Annotated in this window: 16 protein-coding genes; 7 read left to right on the plus strand and 9 right to left on the minus strand. The window is 42.4% G+C overall.

From position 1 onward, the window contains the following. Positions 1-35 precede the first annotated feature (35 nt). Positions 36-2,126, plus strand: coding sequence for an elongation factor G (fusA, locus tag R7M72_RS10355; RefSeq protein ID WP_005386444.1), 2,091 nt, complete (start codon positions 36-38; stop codon positions 2,124-2,126). A gap of 118 nt (positions 2,127-2,244) precedes the next feature. Here fusA and R7M72_RS10360 read toward each other — a convergent pair whose 3' ends face one another. Then, positions 2,245-3,192: a LysR substrate-binding domain-containing protein gene (locus R7M72_RS10360; protein ID WP_130545035.1), complete on the minus strand. Its 948-nt coding sequence runs from the start codon at positions 3,190-3,192 to the stop codon at positions 2,245-2,247. Between the two features lie 106 nt (positions 3,193-3,298). Between R7M72_RS10360 and R7M72_RS10365 the strand changes: the two genes are divergently transcribed. Further along, positions 3,299-3,499, plus strand: coding sequence for a DUF1127 domain-containing protein (locus R7M72_RS10365; RefSeq protein ID WP_224721253.1), 201 nt, complete (start codon positions 3,299-3,301; stop codon positions 3,497-3,499). Between the two features lie 68 nt (positions 3,500-3,567). Here the strand turns inward: R7M72_RS10365 and R7M72_RS10370 are convergent, their stop codons facing one another. Beyond that, on the minus strand, positions 3,568-5,259 hold the full coding sequence (locus R7M72_RS10370) for an AMP-binding protein (RefSeq protein WP_237306643.1): 1,692 nt from the start codon (positions 5,257-5,259) through the stop codon (positions 3,568-3,570). Positions 5,260-5,736: 477 nt separating this feature from the next. On the opposite strand from R7M72_RS10370, the gene R7M72_RS10375 reads away from it, so the two are divergent. Further along, a complete protein-coding gene (locus R7M72_RS10375; protein WP_005380160.1) occupies positions 5,737-6,732 on the plus strand; it encodes a transporter in 996 nt (331 codons plus the stop codon). A 224-nt stretch (positions 6,733-6,956) separates the two neighbouring features. On the opposite strand, the gene R7M72_RS10380 is transcribed toward R7M72_RS10375, so the two are convergent. The 4 genes from R7M72_RS10380 to R7M72_RS10395 are packed head-to-tail and all read right to left on the minus strand — an operon-like array spanning position 6,957 to position 9,534. Beyond that, a complete protein-coding gene (locus R7M72_RS10380) occupies positions 6,957-7,523 on the minus strand; it encodes a hypothetical protein (protein WP_005380163.1) in 567 nt (188 codons plus the stop codon). Positions 7,524-7,577: 54 nt separating this feature from the next. Continuing rightward, positions 7,578-8,255 carry a C39 family peptidase gene (locus R7M72_RS10385; RefSeq protein ID WP_005380165.1) on the minus strand — a complete coding sequence of 226 codons (678 nt, stop codon included), beginning with the start codon at positions 8,253-8,255 and terminating at the stop codon, positions 7,578-7,580. Between the two features lie 5 nt (positions 8,256-8,260). Then, on the minus strand, positions 8,261-8,584 hold the full coding sequence (locus R7M72_RS10390) for a hypothetical protein (protein ID WP_005380167.1): 324 nt from the start codon (positions 8,582-8,584) through the stop codon (positions 8,261-8,263). A 20-nt stretch (positions 8,585-8,604) separates the two neighbouring features. Beyond that, entirely contained in the window at positions 8,605-9,534 is a 930-nt protein-coding gene (locus R7M72_RS10395; protein ID WP_005391691.1) for a hypothetical protein, read from the minus strand. Positions 9,535-10,102: 568 nt separating this feature from the next. Between R7M72_RS10395 and R7M72_RS10400 the strand changes: the two genes are divergently transcribed. Continuing rightward, positions 10,103-10,747 carry a response regulator transcription factor gene (locus tag R7M72_RS10400; protein ID WP_318056162.1) on the plus strand — a complete coding sequence of 215 codons (645 nt, stop codon included), beginning with the start codon at positions 10,103-10,105 and terminating at the stop codon, positions 10,745-10,747. Between the two features lie 123 nt (positions 10,748-10,870). Here R7M72_RS10400 and chrA read toward each other — a convergent pair whose 3' ends face one another. After that, a complete protein-coding gene (gene chrA, locus R7M72_RS10405) occupies positions 10,871-12,010 on the minus strand; it encodes a chromate efflux transporter (protein WP_005380170.1) in 1,140 nt (379 codons plus the stop codon). A 112-nt stretch (positions 12,011-12,122) separates the two neighbouring features. Here chrA and R7M72_RS10410 point away from each other — a divergent pair, with 112 nt between their 5' ends. Next, a complete protein-coding gene (locus tag R7M72_RS10410; RefSeq protein ID WP_115386440.1) occupies positions 12,123-13,040 on the plus strand; it encodes a LysR family transcriptional regulator in 918 nt (305 codons plus the stop codon). A 170-nt stretch (positions 13,041-13,210) separates the two neighbouring features. Here the strand turns inward: R7M72_RS10410 and ebgR are convergent, their stop codons facing one another. After that, positions 13,211-14,197 (minus strand): transcriptional regulator EbgR, encoded by a 987-nt coding sequence (gene ebgR, locus R7M72_RS10415; protein ID WP_025768213.1) that lies wholly within the window; start codon positions 14,195-14,197, stop codon positions 13,211-13,213. A gap of 420 nt (positions 14,198-14,617) precedes the next feature. Here ebgR and R7M72_RS10420 point away from each other — a divergent pair, with 420 nt between their 5' ends. Beyond that, positions 14,618-15,205, plus strand: coding sequence for an outer membrane beta-barrel protein (locus R7M72_RS10420; protein WP_017820436.1), 588 nt, complete (start codon positions 14,618-14,620; stop codon positions 15,203-15,205). 38 nt (positions 15,206-15,243) lie between these two features. On the opposite strand, the gene R7M72_RS10425 is transcribed toward R7M72_RS10420, so the two are convergent. Next, positions 15,244-15,795, minus strand: coding sequence for a gamma-glutamylcyclotransferase family protein (locus R7M72_RS10425; RefSeq protein WP_025768214.1), 552 nt, complete (start codon positions 15,793-15,795; stop codon positions 15,244-15,246). A 182-nt stretch (positions 15,796-15,977) separates the two neighbouring features. Between R7M72_RS10425 and R7M72_RS10430 the strand changes: the two genes are divergently transcribed. Beyond that, positions 15,978-17,162, plus strand: coding sequence for an NnrS family protein (locus R7M72_RS10430; RefSeq protein ID WP_315956544.1), 1,185 nt, complete (start codon positions 15,978-15,980; stop codon positions 17,160-17,162). Positions 17,163-17,217 lie beyond the last annotated feature (55 nt).

The following is a 17,217-nucleotide window of genomic DNA, read 5'->3' on the forward strand; positions in this document are numbered from 1 at the left end:
GCGCGCACTTTATACCTTATTAACAGAGTAAGACAATGACTGATTTATCAAAATACAGAAACATTGGTATTTTTGCTCACGTAGACGCGGGTAAAACTACCTCTACAGAGCGTATCCTAAAGCTAACTGGTAAGATCCATAAGATCGGTGACACTCACGACGGTTCAACTACTACTGACTTCATGGAGCAGGAAGCTGAGCGTGGTATCACAATCCAGTCTGCAGCAACAACTTGTTTCTGGAACGATCACCGTCTAAACATCATCGATACTCCTGGACACGTTGACTTCACTATCGAAGTTTACCGTTCTCTAAAAGTACTTGACGGTGGTATCGGTGTATTCTGTGGTTCTGGTGGTGTTGAGCCTCAGTCAGAAACTAACTGGCGTTACGCTGACGAATCACACGTATCACGTCTGATCTTCGTTAACAAACTAGACCGTATGGGCGCAGATTTCTACAAAGTTGTAGATCAAGTACAGAACGTACTAGGTGCTACACCTCTAGTTATGACTCTACCTATCGGTATCGAAGAAGATTTCGTAGGTGTTGTAGACGTACTAAGCCAACAAGCTTACGTATGGGATGAGTCTGGCCAACCAGAGAACTACGAAGTTCAAGATATTCCAGCAGACATGGTAGAGAAAGCTGCTGAATACCGTGAAATGCTAATCGAAACTGCTCTAGAGCAAGACGAAGATCTAATGATGGCTTACCTAGAAGAAGGCGAAGAGCCATCTCTAGAAGACATCAAACGTTGTATCCGTAAAGGTACTCGTGATCTAGCATTCTTCCCAACTTACTGTGGTTCAGCGTACAAGAACAAAGGTATCCAACTTATTCTTGACGCGGTAATTGATTACCTACCATCTCCAACAGAAGTTGATCCACAGCCTCTAACTGATTCAGAGACTGGTGAGCCAACTGGTGAAGTTGCGACTGTATCTGCAGACGAGCCACTACGTGCTCTTGCATTTAAGATTATGGATGACCGCTTCGGTGCTCTAACCTTTATCCGCATCTACTCTGGTAAGATGAAGAAAGGTGATACAATCCTTAACTCTGCAACTGGTAAAACAGAGCGTATCGGCCGTATGGTTGAGATGCACGCGGACGAGCGTAACGAGATCGATTCAGCACAAGCTGGTGACATCATCGCTGTAGTTGGTATGAAGAACGTTCAAACTGGTCACACTCTATGTGATCCTAAGCACGAATGTACTCTTGAGCCAATGATCTTCCCAGATCCAGTAATCTCTATCGCAGTTAAGCCTAAAGATAAAGGCGGTTCTGAGAAGATGGGTATCGCGATCGGTAAAATGGTTGCAGAAGATCCATCATTCCAAGTTGAGACTGATGAAGATTCAGGCGAAACTATCCTGAAAGGTATGGGTGAACTTCACCTAGACATCAAGGTAGATATCCTTAAGCGTACTTACGGCGTTGAGCTAGAAGTTGGTGCTCCACAGGTTGCTTACCGTGAAACTATCACTCAAGCAATCGAAGATAGCTACACGCACAAGAAACAGTCTGGTGGTTCTGGTCAGTTCGGTAAGATCGACTACCGCATCAAACCAGGTGAGCCAAACTCTGGCTTCACGTTCAAATCAACAGTTGTTGGTGGTAACGTACCTAAAGAATTCTGGCCTGCAGTTGAGAAAGGCTTTGCGTCAATGATGGAGCACGGTGTTCTAGCTGGCTTCCCTACTCTAGACGTTGAAGTTGAACTATTCGACGGTGGTTTCCACGCAGTTGACTCTTCAGCTATCGCTTACGAAATCGCAGCGAAAGGTGCATTCCGTCAGTCTATGCCTAAAGCCGGCGCGCAACTTCTTGAGCCAATCATGAAAGTTGACGTGTTCACTCCAGAAGATCACGTTGGTGACGTAATCGGTGACCTTAACCGTCGTCGTGGTATGATCAAAGACCAACAAGCAGCGTCTACAGGCGTACGTATCAAGGGTGATGTACCTCTATCAGAAATGTTTGGTTACATCGGTACTCTACGTACTATGACTTCTGGTCGTGGTCAGTTCTCTATGGAGTTCTCACACTACGCACCATGTCCAACAAACGTTGCAGAGCAAGTAATTGCTGACGTTAAAGAGCGTAACGCTAAGAAGTAATTCTTAAGTTAACTCTATAACTTGAAAGCCCCGCTTAGTGCGGGGCTTTTTGTATCTAGCAGTCTTATACGCAGAGCGCTTTTGTTTTATTCCTATTTAGCGTTTGTTTTGACGATTGTTATGATGCCGTTCTAGTGCTGTTGCCTTTTAGGTCAATGGTCCTAAAGTCTGGCACCACTGACTTTTCAAATATTTCTATTTCTTCCTTCAACCATTGCGCAAACAATTGAGCTTTAGGTCTTTTTAAGTAGCCTTTTGGCGCGCACAAGTAATACGCAAAATTGGGCTTGATGGCGATATCTCCAATTCGGACCAATTTGCCAGAACGAAAATATTGATGAGCTAAACTGTGTTTTACTAATGCCACGCCTTGAAGTGATAGTGCAGCCTCAAGCACGAGATGTGATCCACTGTATTTTAAGGTAGGCTTTGCTGCGCAGTGACCCAAGGTTGCTAACCACATATTCCAATCAAGATCAGGCCAAACATCTTCAATCAGCTCAGCTTTGCTTAAATCCTCGATGTTATAGATCCCGTGCTCTTTCTGATACACCGGATGACAAGCAGGATAAAAAGCTTCGTCCATCAGCCATTGTGATTCTAAATTGGGATATTTTCCTAAACCGTAACGAACACATAAATCTATCTGGCTATCTTGAAAAGACACCAAATCATTGGTTGGTTCTAATAGCAAGGCGATATCAGGGTGACGCTGGCGAAAAGCCGTAATTTTCGGGACTAACCAATGATGAGCGAAAGAGGGGAGTGTTGATATCGAAAGGTGGTTCGGGTTTGGATCTTGATTGACTAATCTTACCCCTTGCTGCAAATGAGCAAACCCTCTTTCTGCCTGACTAAACAGTAGCTCTCCCTCTGGTGTGAGCACGATTTTTCTGTGCTGACGAACAAATAGGTCCGTGCCTAAGAACTCTTCTAAATGACGAATTTGCTGACTAATGGCCGCTGGCGTAACAAACAGTTCTTTTGCTGCCGTTTTAAAGCTTCCTTCCTTTGCTGCAACGAAAAAGTAATACAAGCCCTGTAAGGGAGGCATTCGATCTTTCACATTAGTTTTCCTTAACTCTATGGCAGATTCTATCGTTTGAGGATATCAGCGTAGTCGCTGATTATTAAGTGGTCAACATTGTATAGGAATCTTTGAAATGGAAAACATGACACACACTTGTGAGCGTACTATACCTACTGCCCATCAGAGCGGGTTACAGTTAATTTATTCTAAACTGGCGGCTTGGAGAAGGAACTATAAGACACGTCGTCACTTGAGAGAGTTACCAAAGCACCTTTGGGACGATATTGGATTAGGTGAAAGGGAGATTAGTTGTGAAGTGAGTAAGCCATTCTGGAGAGAGTAGTTTATGAGTTTGATTCAAGCTCAAAGTTAAGTTGCACTCCCCAATGGTGTTGAGGAGTGCAAGCAAAATTACAAGTCTTCTTCCCACACGACCAATTCATCTTTTGGCCAATTGTGGCCTATCTCATGATACTTTTGTTCGAGCACATGACGTTTAATTTTAAGCGTTGGCGTCAGTACGCCATTTTCTATACTCCAAGGTTCTTTAATCATTAACACACCTTTGATTTGCTCATGAGAGGCGAGTTCTTGATTCATCCTGGCAATAACTTTACGTGTGGTACGTGCGTATCGCTCTCGATCAAAGTTAGGGAAGTCATGTGGCACAACCAAAAGAATCGGAGCGGGTAGCCCTAAACCGATGAGACACATCATCTCTACGCGACTGTACTCGAAAAGCTTTTTCTCGATAGGAACCGGAGAGACAAATTTACCTTTGGCGGTTTTGAAGTTATCTTTTTTACGGCCTTGAATCGTTAGATAACCATCTGAGTCGATAGCGCCGATATCGCCTGTGTGTAGCCAGCCCTCTGAATCAAAAGACTCTTGGGTGGCAATATCATTTTTGTAGTAGCCAGAAAATAGCCCTTTGCCACGCACCATGATTTCATCATCGGCTGCGATTTTTAACTCAATGCCTGGCCCTGCATTACCGACACTACCAATTTTGTCAGCTCTAAATGGGTAGTTGAGCGTGCTGTAGGCAAATGATTCCGTCATCCCCCAAGCCTCTGTGATATCAAGGCCCACTGAGTGGTACCATTCCAACAGCGCTGGCGATACAGGTGCGGAGCCACAGCCTAATACTCGAGCCTGATCTAAACCTAGACCATCTGCTAGCTTTTTCTTGATCAAAGAATTGACGAATGGGATTTTCAACAGAATATTGAGCTTCTTTTGTGGAAGTTTGTCTTGAATACGTTGCTGGAATAGCGTCCATAATCGTGGGACGGAGATAAACAGAGTTGGTCGGTGCATCTTCACATCTTCGATAAAAGTGTCCAGTGATTCTGGAAATGCTGTTGGCACGCCACCCATAATCGATGAACCGAAGATATAAACACGCTCTGTAATATGAGCGAGCGGTAAATAAGAGAACAGTCGGTCGTTTTCTTGGATACCAATATGATTGATCAGTTGCTGAACAGACCAACTGAATGCGCCGTAAGTTAGCATCGCGCCTTTCGGTAACCCTGATGTGCCTGAGGTATACACCAACGACATTAGCTTGTCATCGTAATGCTGCGGACGCTCTTCACTTGGCACTGCATCAGCAATGATCGCTTGGTATTCGTGCTTACACTTAGGTGCCGTGTCATAAGGTAGAGCGATGCTAATGAGTTCAGGCATAGCATCAATGACTTGCTGAGTTGCTTTGGGATCATCGAGTTTTCCGCCAATGATCGCTTTACTTTCACTATGAGTCACACAGTATTCGATGGTGTCTGCACCGGCGGTAGGAAAGATTGGCACACTGACATAGTCACCAAGCATCATAGCAAGATCGCAAATAAACCATTCTGCACAGTTTTTAGATACTAACGCGACTTTGTCGCCAGGCTTTACACCAAGCGAGCGTAGTGCGCTGACAAGTTTTAAGGCTTGATCTGCAACATCAGAGAATGTGTACTCAACAAATTGTCGGTTAATAATTTGTTTTAGGTAGACCTCATTTGGACGCTCTTGAGCCCATTTGAGGATCATTTCATTTGGTGGTGGGAGAGCGCAACCAGCAGCGCTATTTAGATTCGGCTGATTCATTTTAAGTGACTCCATGTCTTCTCATTGTATTTATAATTGTTAACGCATTGTTAACTTTAGCATGTTAAATCGCGACACGGGAATGCATTTTGATGAAATATGTGGGGAAGATAGCGTTAGTTATGGTTGAAGTCGGAGCGACTCGATCTAAAAAAGCAATGTGATTGATGCTACGCAAAAGAGAACAGGCTTTTCAGCTGTTATGTCATATCGACTTCATACTAAGAGCACAGGTAAGCAATTTATTTTATTAATAATATTGCGAAAACATAGAATCTATCCTAATTATTTATTAACTAGTGGCTTAGTGTTGAAGATAAATATAAATGTCTCCTAATTTCTTCAAAGCGCCAAACTTAAAGGTATGTCGTGGTTTTGAAGTAGCTATACTAATCTTACTTTGGAAAGTTAGGAGCTTCACCTCAAGCTATTGCCTGAGATTACTTGGGTACGATCATCAGCAAAAGGAAAGATGTGATGTTACGGAAGACTTTACTGGGTACCTATCTTTGTAGTTTATTCATTGCGGGGAATGCATATGGTGCTGAAGGAGATGATATTCCTCAGCGCGCCCAAACGGTTGGTGATGTTATTGAGCGCCCAGGCGTTCTCACACCTAAAGGTAAATGGTCATTTGATTCGTCTTTAAGCTATACACAAAACTCTTCAAACAAAGTATCTGTTGTTGGGTATACAGTCTTACCAACTCTGATTGTTGGGCGAATTGAAGTGAGTGATTCGGATAGGACTACAGTAACCGTTGGATTAACTGCTCGGTACGGTTTAACAAACGCCACAGAGTTAGAAGTTAGAGTGCCGTATGTGTATCGTAATGACCAAGTTTCTACGCGCCCCATTCAAGATGGTTCAAACAGTGAAGTAGTAAACACAACGGTGGATGGCGGAGGGCTTGGTGATGTAGAGTTCGCATTGAGGCACCAGTTTAACTTTGAGTCTGCGCCATACTGGGTAGGTGGCCTTAGAGTAAAGTCGGATACAGGACGATCGCCTTATGATGTTTCTATTGAAGATGGAAGCAACTCATTTAGTGATGTCCCTACAGGTTCGGGTTTTTGGAGTTTTGAGCCTAATTTATCTCTTATTCACCCTGTTGATCCTGCGGTCTTGTTCGCTAGTCTAAGTTATATTTATAACTTAGAGGATACTGTTACAGTTGGCGACACAAAAGCTGATGTTGAACTTGGAGACACTATTTCTCTTTCAGGAGGAATGGGGTTTGCGGTGAATCCTGATCTTTCATTCTCTTTAGGACTTAGCCATAAAACTATTTTAAAAAGCAAAGTAAATGGCAGATCGGCAGATGATGCTAAGTTGCTTCAATTAGATGCATTAACTTTTGGTATAAACTATGCCTTTAGTGAACGCTCATCTATCAATGTTAGTGCTCAAGCTGGTCTTACAGAAGATACTCCCGACTTTCAATTAACAGTACGAGTACCTTTTAATTTGTAAAATGGATATTAGGCCCTTGAGTCTTGGGCCTAATTTATCGTTAGCGCCTAGTGTTCGCATTATAAATTGATTGGATTATATTGGATAAAGTAGGTATATATTCTTAAAATGATGGTGGCCTATTGATATATCTACCTTTCTTTTGGTATGTAATCATAGATATCAGTCGTTTCTAATATCAAAGAAGCTTAACGTGACAATTTTTCAGATAAAAATGGAAATGCTCATTGAAGGTGGTTCAATAAGGCGTCTTCTAATTGTTGGTTTGCTTTGATTTCCCGTATTACCCCATTTACTTGAGCATCAATGTCTACGAGCGTGCTAAGTCCAATAATACTGTTATCTTTCGTGTTTTGAATAATATTGATAATACTTGAATTTATAAAGTCTGAACTTATTATATTAGGATTTTGAGACGAAGGCATTTTGGGTGAATCTATAGAATCATCTCCAATAATATTTCCTTCACCAAATTGTATGATGTTAACAATACCCTGGTTGAAAATATCTCCACTTTGATTTTCACTATTTGCGCTAATGTTTTTTAAATTACCATTTTCAATTACTAAGTTGGCAATGTTTGTGTTCAAAATATCATCGCCATTTATAGTCGTAGTAATGCTTAATCCAATATTAATAATATACTCGTCCGTAATTTGGAAGCCACCTCGATATTCTTCTAAAGATAAATTTGAAAGAGGAGTAAGTTCTTGCAGGCCAACATCTTTAGCATTCACATTAAAATGAGGTATTAGCATACAAAGCACTAACAAAAATTTATTGTAGTTCATAATGCAGGCCTTTCAGGTTGTTTAGTTCTTAAAGTTATTTAAAACAATGTTATATTAATTTTCACCGGAAACTGGGAGAGTAATGCTAAATACCCCTAAGGAATCTCTAGACACTCCTGTTTTTAATGGTGATCTTTGATATACGGTGAAATTATCATTGGTTATAAAGCTAGACCTTCCCATTTCCGCTTCGTTACGGACCAGTAACACAATTCCTTGGTAATATTTTTCAAACTCATCCAGTTTCATTATCATGGTTCCTCTAGAAGGGTCTCCTAGAATAACTGAGTGATTGTTTATACCTCTGATGACAACAAAATGCATATACCCATCGAAATTAACGAGAGTAATCCCAGGGACGCCGACTTCTTTAATTTTCTCCAATCCTACTTGAAAGCCGTCAGAACGTAACCCTATGGAATCCAAGTAAAACTTCATATCCAACAAAGAAAAACCTTTCTCTTTGATTTTTTCTTTATCACCTTTTTCAAACATGCTTTTGAAGATATCTTGTTCAGATGACTCTGTTGCATAATGAAAAGTGAGAAGAGAAGCCAGGGCGGCAGAGCCACAGCTGAAGTCATACTGTTGGCGAAAAACATCACCGAACACTATTTCTTTGTAGCTTTTAACAGGAACAGAGTAATGTGCTCGGTAAGGTAGCAGTTCTAATGAAATGGCTGATGCTGAATAAACGAGCATCAGCCAAATTAAGTTATTTAATACTTTCATATTGTTTACTTGAGTGTCAGGTTAACGACGGTAGAGTTCTGGATTAAAACGTTGTTTCCGCTGTTCTGAATTACGTTGGATATACCCGAACTGTCTGCGAACGCTCCACTTGATAGTATATTGTTACCACTCACGGTGTTTGACGCGACATTATCTGACGAAATACCATTGATATCTGATTCTGCATAAACCAAGTCGAGTTCAACATTTTGTCCACCTCTTGATTCATTCATGATATCCAAGCTAACTTCTCCGCCAGATAATGCAATGTCATCAGCGAGTGCAGTGCAGGCAACTATCATACTCAAAGTACAGATTGCCAAACGCATCGCTTTCTCCTACTAGTCGGTTACTCACCCCCAGTAAACACACTTGCATTAGTTGTAACAGATTGTTGTACAAGTGAATTTGAACCAGCATTTTGACCAACGGTAGTAATACCAGCTGCACCACCAAGACCACCAAGGGTGTTCATGTTTTCAACTCGAACTCGAGTATCATCCGCGTTAGTTGCATAAATAACTGATGCACCTGTAACACCACCCATTAGGCTTGAGCTCGCAACAACCATATCTGTATCCATATGGACTTGATTGAAGCTATCAACATTTGTTGAGCTCGAGTCACTTTGATAGTTACTATTGTCGTTAAAGCTGTTCGAGTTTGTTGTGCTTGAATCAGCGTAGCTACGGTTATCACTCTGGTTACGGTTGTCGCTTTGATTACGATTATCGCTGTTATCGTTAAAGCTACTGTTGATACTAGAGTCACTGTTGTCGTTGTTGCTACGTCTTACAGTAGTACTAGAGTCGCTGTTGTCGTTGTGGCTTCTATTTGTGTTAGTACTTGAGTCACTACTATCACTATTTAGGCTCACATCAAGATCAGCACTGGTACTGTTGTCGTTAGCGTTAGACGTACTATTGTCGTTGTGGCTTTGAGCTGTGTTAGTGCTCGAGTTTGAGTTGTCGCTGTTGTTATTAAAGCTGTCATCAACACCAAGAGTTGCACTGTTGTCAGTGTCGCTGTTGTCGTTGAAGCTATGACCAATACCTAGTGACGCACTATTATCGCTGTTGTCGTTGAAGCTATCACCAACACCGAGAGATGCGCTATTGTCACTGTTATCATTGAAGCTGCCAGATAAACCGATATCGGTATTAGCGCTGTCAGTCCATTGCATGTTGTCGTCTCCATCATCGATCTCATTCGCGATTAGAGAGCCACTAAATAAAATTGCTGACATTGCTAAAGCAAGCCCTGTTTTGTTTAGAGTCATAACGATTACTCCATTTCCTGTTATTCCTGATTAAAAATGACTGCACTTAACTTCTTGCTGCTTCCTTCAAATGTTGTGGGAAGCGATGAAATTATAAGAAAGGATCAGTGAAAGCTGTTCTCATTATTGAGAATGATTCAGGCTGGAAGGGAGTATTTAGGTACGTCTATTTAAAGTATTAAAGAAAAAAATAACATAATCATAATGTTATTTTTTGTATTTACTTTAAGTACTCATCAAGTATGAAATGAAGCCAATATAAAGAAGTAATTTGTTCTATTGCACTGAGCGGAGCAGTCATCCATTTTTTATAAATGGCATTTTATCCAATTATTATCTTTATTATTTAATATTATAAATCATATCCTTATGCTAACACAGGTTGAAAAGTATGGATAAAAACACAACAGGTTCATACTTTTTAAGTCTTTTTCGGTGCTGAAAAGCAATGCGATATCATTCTGAAGTGCTATATTTTCTACTTAAAATGAAGATAAATTCTCTTTGCTGCCTCCAATTAATTTTCTAACGGGGGTTGGTGAAACAGGTAAGTTAATGTGGTGGGACTATGGAAAAGAAGCACTTGATACTGCTAGCTGAGAGTAATTTACAAAGTAACTTAATAAAAAAACAGCTGTCTTCCATTCATGATGTCGATGTAAAGATAATGCAACCAGATGAAGTGGTGTTCAGAAGTCACTCACTCAGTATCGATTTGATGTTTATTGATTACGATTTTATGCGTCAGCTTGAAGTACAAGGAAAGTTACCAGATTTTGATCTATTTGGGTGGTCCTTTATGCTTCACAACGTCCCTTGTGAAAAAGTACAAACGGACTTACTGCATTGGAAGTTGTTAAAAGGAATTTTGCTCCGAAGTGCATCAGTGACACATATATGTGATGGCGCGGAATACGTACTGAAAGGTGGGTTGTGGCTACCAAGAATGTACCTAGAGAAGTTAGTCCTCAATTATCGGCATGCAAATTTGTCCGAAGAACAGCAGCATGATGAGTTAACATGCAGAGAAAAACAGATTCTAGAGCTACTTGTGTACGGCATTTCAAATCAACAAATTGCTTCAAGACTTTTTTTATCTGAAAGTACAGTGAAAAGCCATATATACAAGTTGTACAAAAAACTCAATGTCCATTCTCGTCATGATGCAGTTAAGTTGGTAAGAATGAACAATGGCTTAACCGAGAGAAGTTAAGTCATAATTTGTGATGCTCTTTTTATCGGGGTCTGTTCCGTTTTCACTATCTAATCTAAGCAAGGGCACTCGTATTTGAGTGCCCGTGGTTTATCTAGATTCAATAGTTGGCGTATCAGCAGGCTACATCATGCCCGTGACAAGGCCTGCTGCCACAAAAAATACGATCATCCATAGTACCGAAAGGTTGAGCTTTTTGTGTAGATAGAAACCCGCAATCACTAACGCCATGTCGATGGGAGCAACAACTGCGCTGCTAAATACTGGCTGGTAAAGTGCCGCGAGTAGTAACCCTACTACCGAGGCATTTACACCGTTGATGGCGCCGGAGACCAGCGGTTTGCCTGCCAGTGCTTGCCAGTTCTTAAGAACGCCAAGTAGTAAAAGAAACCCAGGGAGGAATACGCCAAGCGTTGCGATCAGAGCGCCTAAAATTGGCGTATCCGAAAGCTCATAACCGATAAAAGTAGCAAAGGTGAACATTGGCCCCGGTACAGCTTGTGCAGCGGCGTAGCCTGTTAAAAATGCATCTTGGCTGAGCTGGTCGCCAACAATGTTTTGCAGAAGCGGCAGAACCACATGACCGCCACCAAACACTAAGCTACCAGCTTGGAAAAAATCACTAAACAGCCCAAGCAAAGGTAACGTATGAGCCACTAACGGTAAGCCGAGTAAAAGCATAGCAAATAGAGCTAATGGCGCGATAGACGGTTTAAACGACTCGGCTGATGGCGCGGAGTCTTTCTTCAGATATCGCATTCCGACAAAACCTGCTGCGATCAACACGAACATTTGCGTCATGATGCTTGGTGCCACCAGCAACGCAATCGCAGTCGCGACGCACAAACCCGCGGTCAGTTTACTTTGGCAGAAGTTTTTGTACATGCCCCAAGTCGCATCCGCCACGACGACGACTGCGAGCAGTTTTAGGCCGTGAACGATGTTTTGGAACACTGCGGTGTCGGTGATTTGGCTGCTCACCATCGCCAGCGCCAACATGATGACCACTGAAGGAAGCGTGAATCCGACAAATGCTGCGCATGCGCCACCTAAACCGCCACGTTTATAGCCTAAAGCAAAGCCAACTTGGCTTGAGCCCGGTCCCGGCAAAAACTGACTGAGCGCGACAATTTGCGCGTACTCGCTGTCATCAAGCCATTTCAGTTTCTCAACAAAGGTTTGGCGAAAATAACCAATATGAGCCGCCGGGCCGCCGAAGCTGAACCAACCCAGCCAGAAAAAAGTTTTGAATATGGTGAACATGTCGAGCCTGTTTATCTAAAAAGCATTGTTGCTAATTTATCGAATGCTCTAAAATGACTCAAATTGATGATTTTAATTTCATCTATGAATGAAATGGGATGAGGATGTTGGAGTGAAAGAGGACATTCAGTGGCGCAACATTGACTTGAACTTATTGGTGACGTTTTCCTACTTGTATCGCTATCGAAGCGTTAGCGTCGCGGCAGAGAAAAGTTACGTTAGCCAGTCGGCGATGAGTCATAGTTTGTCTCGTTTAAGGTTGTTGTTTGACGACCCGCTTTTTGAGCGAAAAGGGCACAAGATGGAGCCCACCGAGCACGCTCACCACATCGCGCCAACTGTGCATCACTTGTTGGATTCTATCGCCAAAGACTTGCTCACTAAGTCTGCCTTCCAACCTGAAAATTACGCGGGTGTATGTCGCATCGGGTTAACGGATTATGCCGAGTTTATCTTTGCTCCTCGGCTTTATGACGAAATACGCCAGCGCGCCCCAGAGGCGCAGATCAGTTTTATTAACGTCAATCGTAGCAACTACGTGGCATTAACTGAGCACGAAAAGCTCGATGTCATTATTGGCAGCATGCCGGTGTTGGATGACAACTTTGAGAGCTTGTACTTGTACACCGAAAAACACGTGTGCATGTGTGATAAACAGGTGTTGAAAGGGGAAACACAGCTGTCTCTGGAAGCGTTCGCGAACATCGAGCAAGCTCTGGTAAGTCCCGATGGGAGCTTAAAGACACAAGTAGACCAAAAGCTCGCAGAACATGGCTTGAGCCGCAAAGTCACCGTGGCGTCGCGCAACTTTCTCACTATTCGGCATCTATTGAAAAAGCGCGATCTCATTGCCATCGTGCCAGAAAAAATGGCGTTGGCGGAGGGCTTTTCGGACGATCTCATTACTGTTAAGCCGCCGATCGCCGTTGCGGATTTTGATATTGCCATGCTGTGGCATTCCAGCCGAAACAATGAAGACAAAGGCATTTGGCTACGCGAGTTGGTTTCTTCGACCATCACCTCTAAATGATAAACATTTGGGGCACTCATGGTGCTTAGAGTGATTTGTTGTTGAACTTCTTACTACCCGCTGAGTTATCGGCGTTACGCCGAAACAGTACTGATTGTGCAAAATGAATATCTTGGGTTAGGGGGGGATGTTCCAGATTTAATTCATAAAAGAGATTAATGGAAAAGGTATCATTGAGTTGTACCACGTAGTTTAAGCTCTGTTTGAACGTATACATGAAGAGGGAGTAAGCGTCCATCTCGGTATTTTTCCACTAGTAAGTTCACTCCCTGAGTTCCCATCAACTCAGAGTGAATACGAATTGTAGACAACGGCGGAAAGGTAAAGCGAGCAGTAGGAATATCATTCATACTAATCAGTGTAATATCCTCTGGTATCTTTAAGCCAAATTCATGGATTGCACGTACTATGCCAATCGCGATGGAGTCTGAATCAATGAATACTGCTTTCGGGAAGTCACCTTTGGCTAGCATCTCTTTCGCTAAGTTATAACCGGACAAACTAGAGCAGGCACAATAGTGTATATCATGTTCTGCGACCACGCCTTTTAGATAGCCATAGTCCAAAAACACATTTTCACGAGTGTCAGCTGCGTCGTGCTTGTCTTGACCGCCAATATAACCGATGCGGCGGTGGCCTCGTTGTACAAAGAAATCAACTACTTGCCTACTGATTCGAATAAGGTCGACATCAACGCAATCATAAGGGCAGGTTGGATCTGAAAAGTTTATGTAGCAAATGCTATCGGCTAGACGTTTAGGTAATTTATCTACTACCTTTTGGTCGACATTTCCGACTAAAAGGACACCTGTTATCTTTTTCGTTTCAACATCAATTTCACTGTTATAGCAATTGGTTAGCGTAATACCTAATTTGTCGCATTGCGTTTCAATCCCATGACGAATTGATAAGTAGTAAGGGTCATTCACCTCTGTTTCTTGTTTGTAGTTATATAAGGCTAAAAAGTGATGTTTTTGCTTAGCTTCTTTGATGCCTTTCTTCGAGCTACTGGTGCGGTACTCCAGTTTTTCTGCAATTTCCAAAATGCGGTATTTGGTTTCTTCTTTAACGCTCAACGTTGGGTCGTTGTTCAAAACCCGCGATACGGTTGCAAGTGAGACGCCTGCTTCAATGGCGATATCTTTTAGCTTTGCCATGTAAATTTCCCGTTGGCACTGCCCAAGTGTGAGCTCAATAATCTGACTATTTTAAACAGCTACTTAGATATGCACAAACCTTTAGTAAGACAGTCCTAAACACTTTAAATCATCATATCAAGCCAAATTGTTTTCATGAAATAGACTCTATTGAGTAATAAATAAAGCCGTAAACGTAAGGATTATATTGCTGTAAAAATACTGAAAAACGCGACTGGTTTGGAAACTTGCTACTTGTGGTAACTCTAGTATTTAATAGGACTCGAGCTGTTTAGAGTTTAATCAAGCAAACGTTTTATTGTTCATGTTTATGTTTTGTGTCTCATTTTATAAACAAATCAATAGGAAAGTATTCAACTCTATTTATAATCTCCGCGCTTTTAAAAGCTGTCTAACAGTATGAAAAATTAGGAAATTATAATGAAAAAAGTATTGCCATTATTGGCTTTAGGTGCAGTGGTTGCTTCAGCATCAGTTCAAGCAAAAGGTAACTGGTATGTTGGTGCTGATTTGGTAAATTCAGATCTTAAAGTTAAAAGCTTGTCAAAAGATCTTTCTGCGACAGGTCTTAGCCTTGCTGTAGGTAAAGAGCTTCAATATTCAGAAAACTTCAAACTAGCTTTTGAAGGTGAGTACATATACTTTGGCGACTTTGAAGAAACATTTTCTTACATGGGGTGGCCGGTTAAATTTAGTGTTGATGCTTCTGCGTTCAATTTCAATGCGAAGCCTAAATACCAATTTGCAGGTACAGGCTTCTATGTTGGTGCGATTGCTGGCCTTGGTGTAATGAGTGTTTCTTATGAAGTGAAATCATCTAGCACTGTTACCGATGATGGTCGTGATGTAGGCTTTAACTACGGTGTTGAGGCTGGTTATGAGTTCGCTTCAGGTTTGGTTGTATCTGGTGGCTACCGTGCTTCTTCGGTAAGTATTGATGCCGAAAACGGTGGCAGCGAAGATTTTGATTTTGACAGCCTGTACGTTGGTGTTGATTACAAGTTTTAAGCTCGCGTAAGCAAAACATAGATACTAAAAAGGAGCCGTTAGGCTCCTTTTTTTATTAGATTATCAATCAACTCATAATGGTGATCTTGTACGCCTGCAAGGTTGCCATATTTGGGTTGGTGGCGGTCATTTTCTTTCGCGTGTTGCCAGCCAATGGTGTGACGCACAAAATGCTCTGCAAACGCGTGGGAAACTTCCAAGCAACCTGCCAGTACGGTATCAACATAACTTTGCATGATTGGGCTCTTTTCGCATGGTGGTAGTGGCTCGTCTTTTACGTAAACCCAAATGTCATGTTCTTGGTTAAAACTCGCATCTGTTTCGATTTGATCTGGCTGAAGTTGAATACGATGATAACCTCGCTCACGGCGGTCGAATTCTGCGAGCGCTTCTTCATTTACTTCGAGTAAAACGCCATTAACCTGTCCATCGCCTTGGTTCACCACTAATGGAGAGAGGCTGTAGCTGTCGTCAATCTTCCCCCAGTAGCGAACCAACCCATGTGCTATGACGGGAATGGCTTCTCCCGTTTGTCCGGTTAACTTACGCGACGCAGAATTAATCAAACTGCCATAGCCAAATATGTACATTGTCGTTGCATCCCTTAACTGATAGTTGTGCCTCTCATGTTTATACCTAACCCGCATCTGAAGCACAACTTTACCTCTTAAGTATAATCTTAATTATAAACATGTATTTTTTATACATGTTTATGGTAGCATCAATATGTAGTTGAGTTAACCAGCATCGAGAGACGCTTGAGGGCAAGATAATGCTGAATATCACCGATAAAAAAGTAGAAGAAAAAATCCCCGCATGGCTGCGATTAGGCTTTCGGCCGTTTTTTCTGTTTGGGTCGATTTACGCCATTGTTGCGATTGCGTTGTGGGTGTGGATGTTCCAAGGCGGACAGCCAAACGCATTAGCCGTGCCTGCATTGTGGTGGCACGTACATGAAATGTTGTTCGGTTTTTCGATGGCCATTGTAGTTGGCTTTGTACTGACCGCGGTACAAAACTGGACTGGCATTAATGGTACCAAGCATTACATGCTTCTGGCTTTATTTGGCTTGTGGTTAGTGCCCCGCATATTGCTTTGGACACCAGCACCGTTATGGTTAACCAGCAGTATCGAAGCGGTATTTTTACTGTTTGTCGCCTATGAGGTGGGCATTCGTGTGTATCGAGCCAAAGGTTGGCGTAATTTGTTTTTCGTTCCACTGTTTCTTTTAGCCATCTTTGCGAACTTTGCAAGCTACGCAACGATAAAAGGTATGCCGCCGTTTAGCTCTTCAGCGGTGTGGCAAGCAATGCTGTGGTGGTTTACCTTGCTGTTGTCAGTGATGGGCGGACGTGTGATTCCATTTTTTACTGCGCGTCGATTTAATTTCGAAAAAGCGCAACCATTGGCTTGGTTAGAGTGGCTCGCGAACTTGCCGTTGGTAATGCTATTTGTGCTGAGCTTTTTCCCTGTGACGTTTGCAGAACTAGGTAGTCCTTTGATGCTATTTGCAGGTGTTGCTCAGTTGGTGCGTTTTGTTCGCTGGAAACCTTGGTTAACCCTGAGCGAGCCTTTAGTGTGGTCGCTGCATGCTGCGTATTTGTGTTTACCACTAAGCTTAATTTTGCGAGGCGTCTGGGGAGATGCATTTGCCAGCCATAACCTCATTCACCTGTTTGCGATAGGTGCGTTAGGCGGTTTGATTTTAGCGATGATTGCACGGGTGACGATGGGACATACTGGTCGCATGATCTACAAAGGGCCAAACATGAGCCTTGCGTTTGCAGCGATTACCGCGGCAGCTTTGGTTCGCAGTTTCGCCGTGATCTTTGATCCAGCGAACATGATACTGTGGATTGATATCAGCGGCGGATTATGGATTGTTGCGTTTGGGCTATTTGTGTGGCGCTTTGGTGTGATGCTTGTGACCCCTCGTGTGGATGGTCACCCCGGATAAGATTCTAATGTGAGTAGAGAAAAGAGGAGCCGCGTGCTCCTCTTTTGGTTTTTGT

The sequence above is a fragment of the Vibrio sp. YT-18 genome (genome assembly GCF_033337345.1).
Classification (GTDB): Bacteria; Pseudomonadota; Gammaproteobacteria; order Enterobacterales; family Vibrionaceae; genus Vibrio; species Vibrio alginolyticus.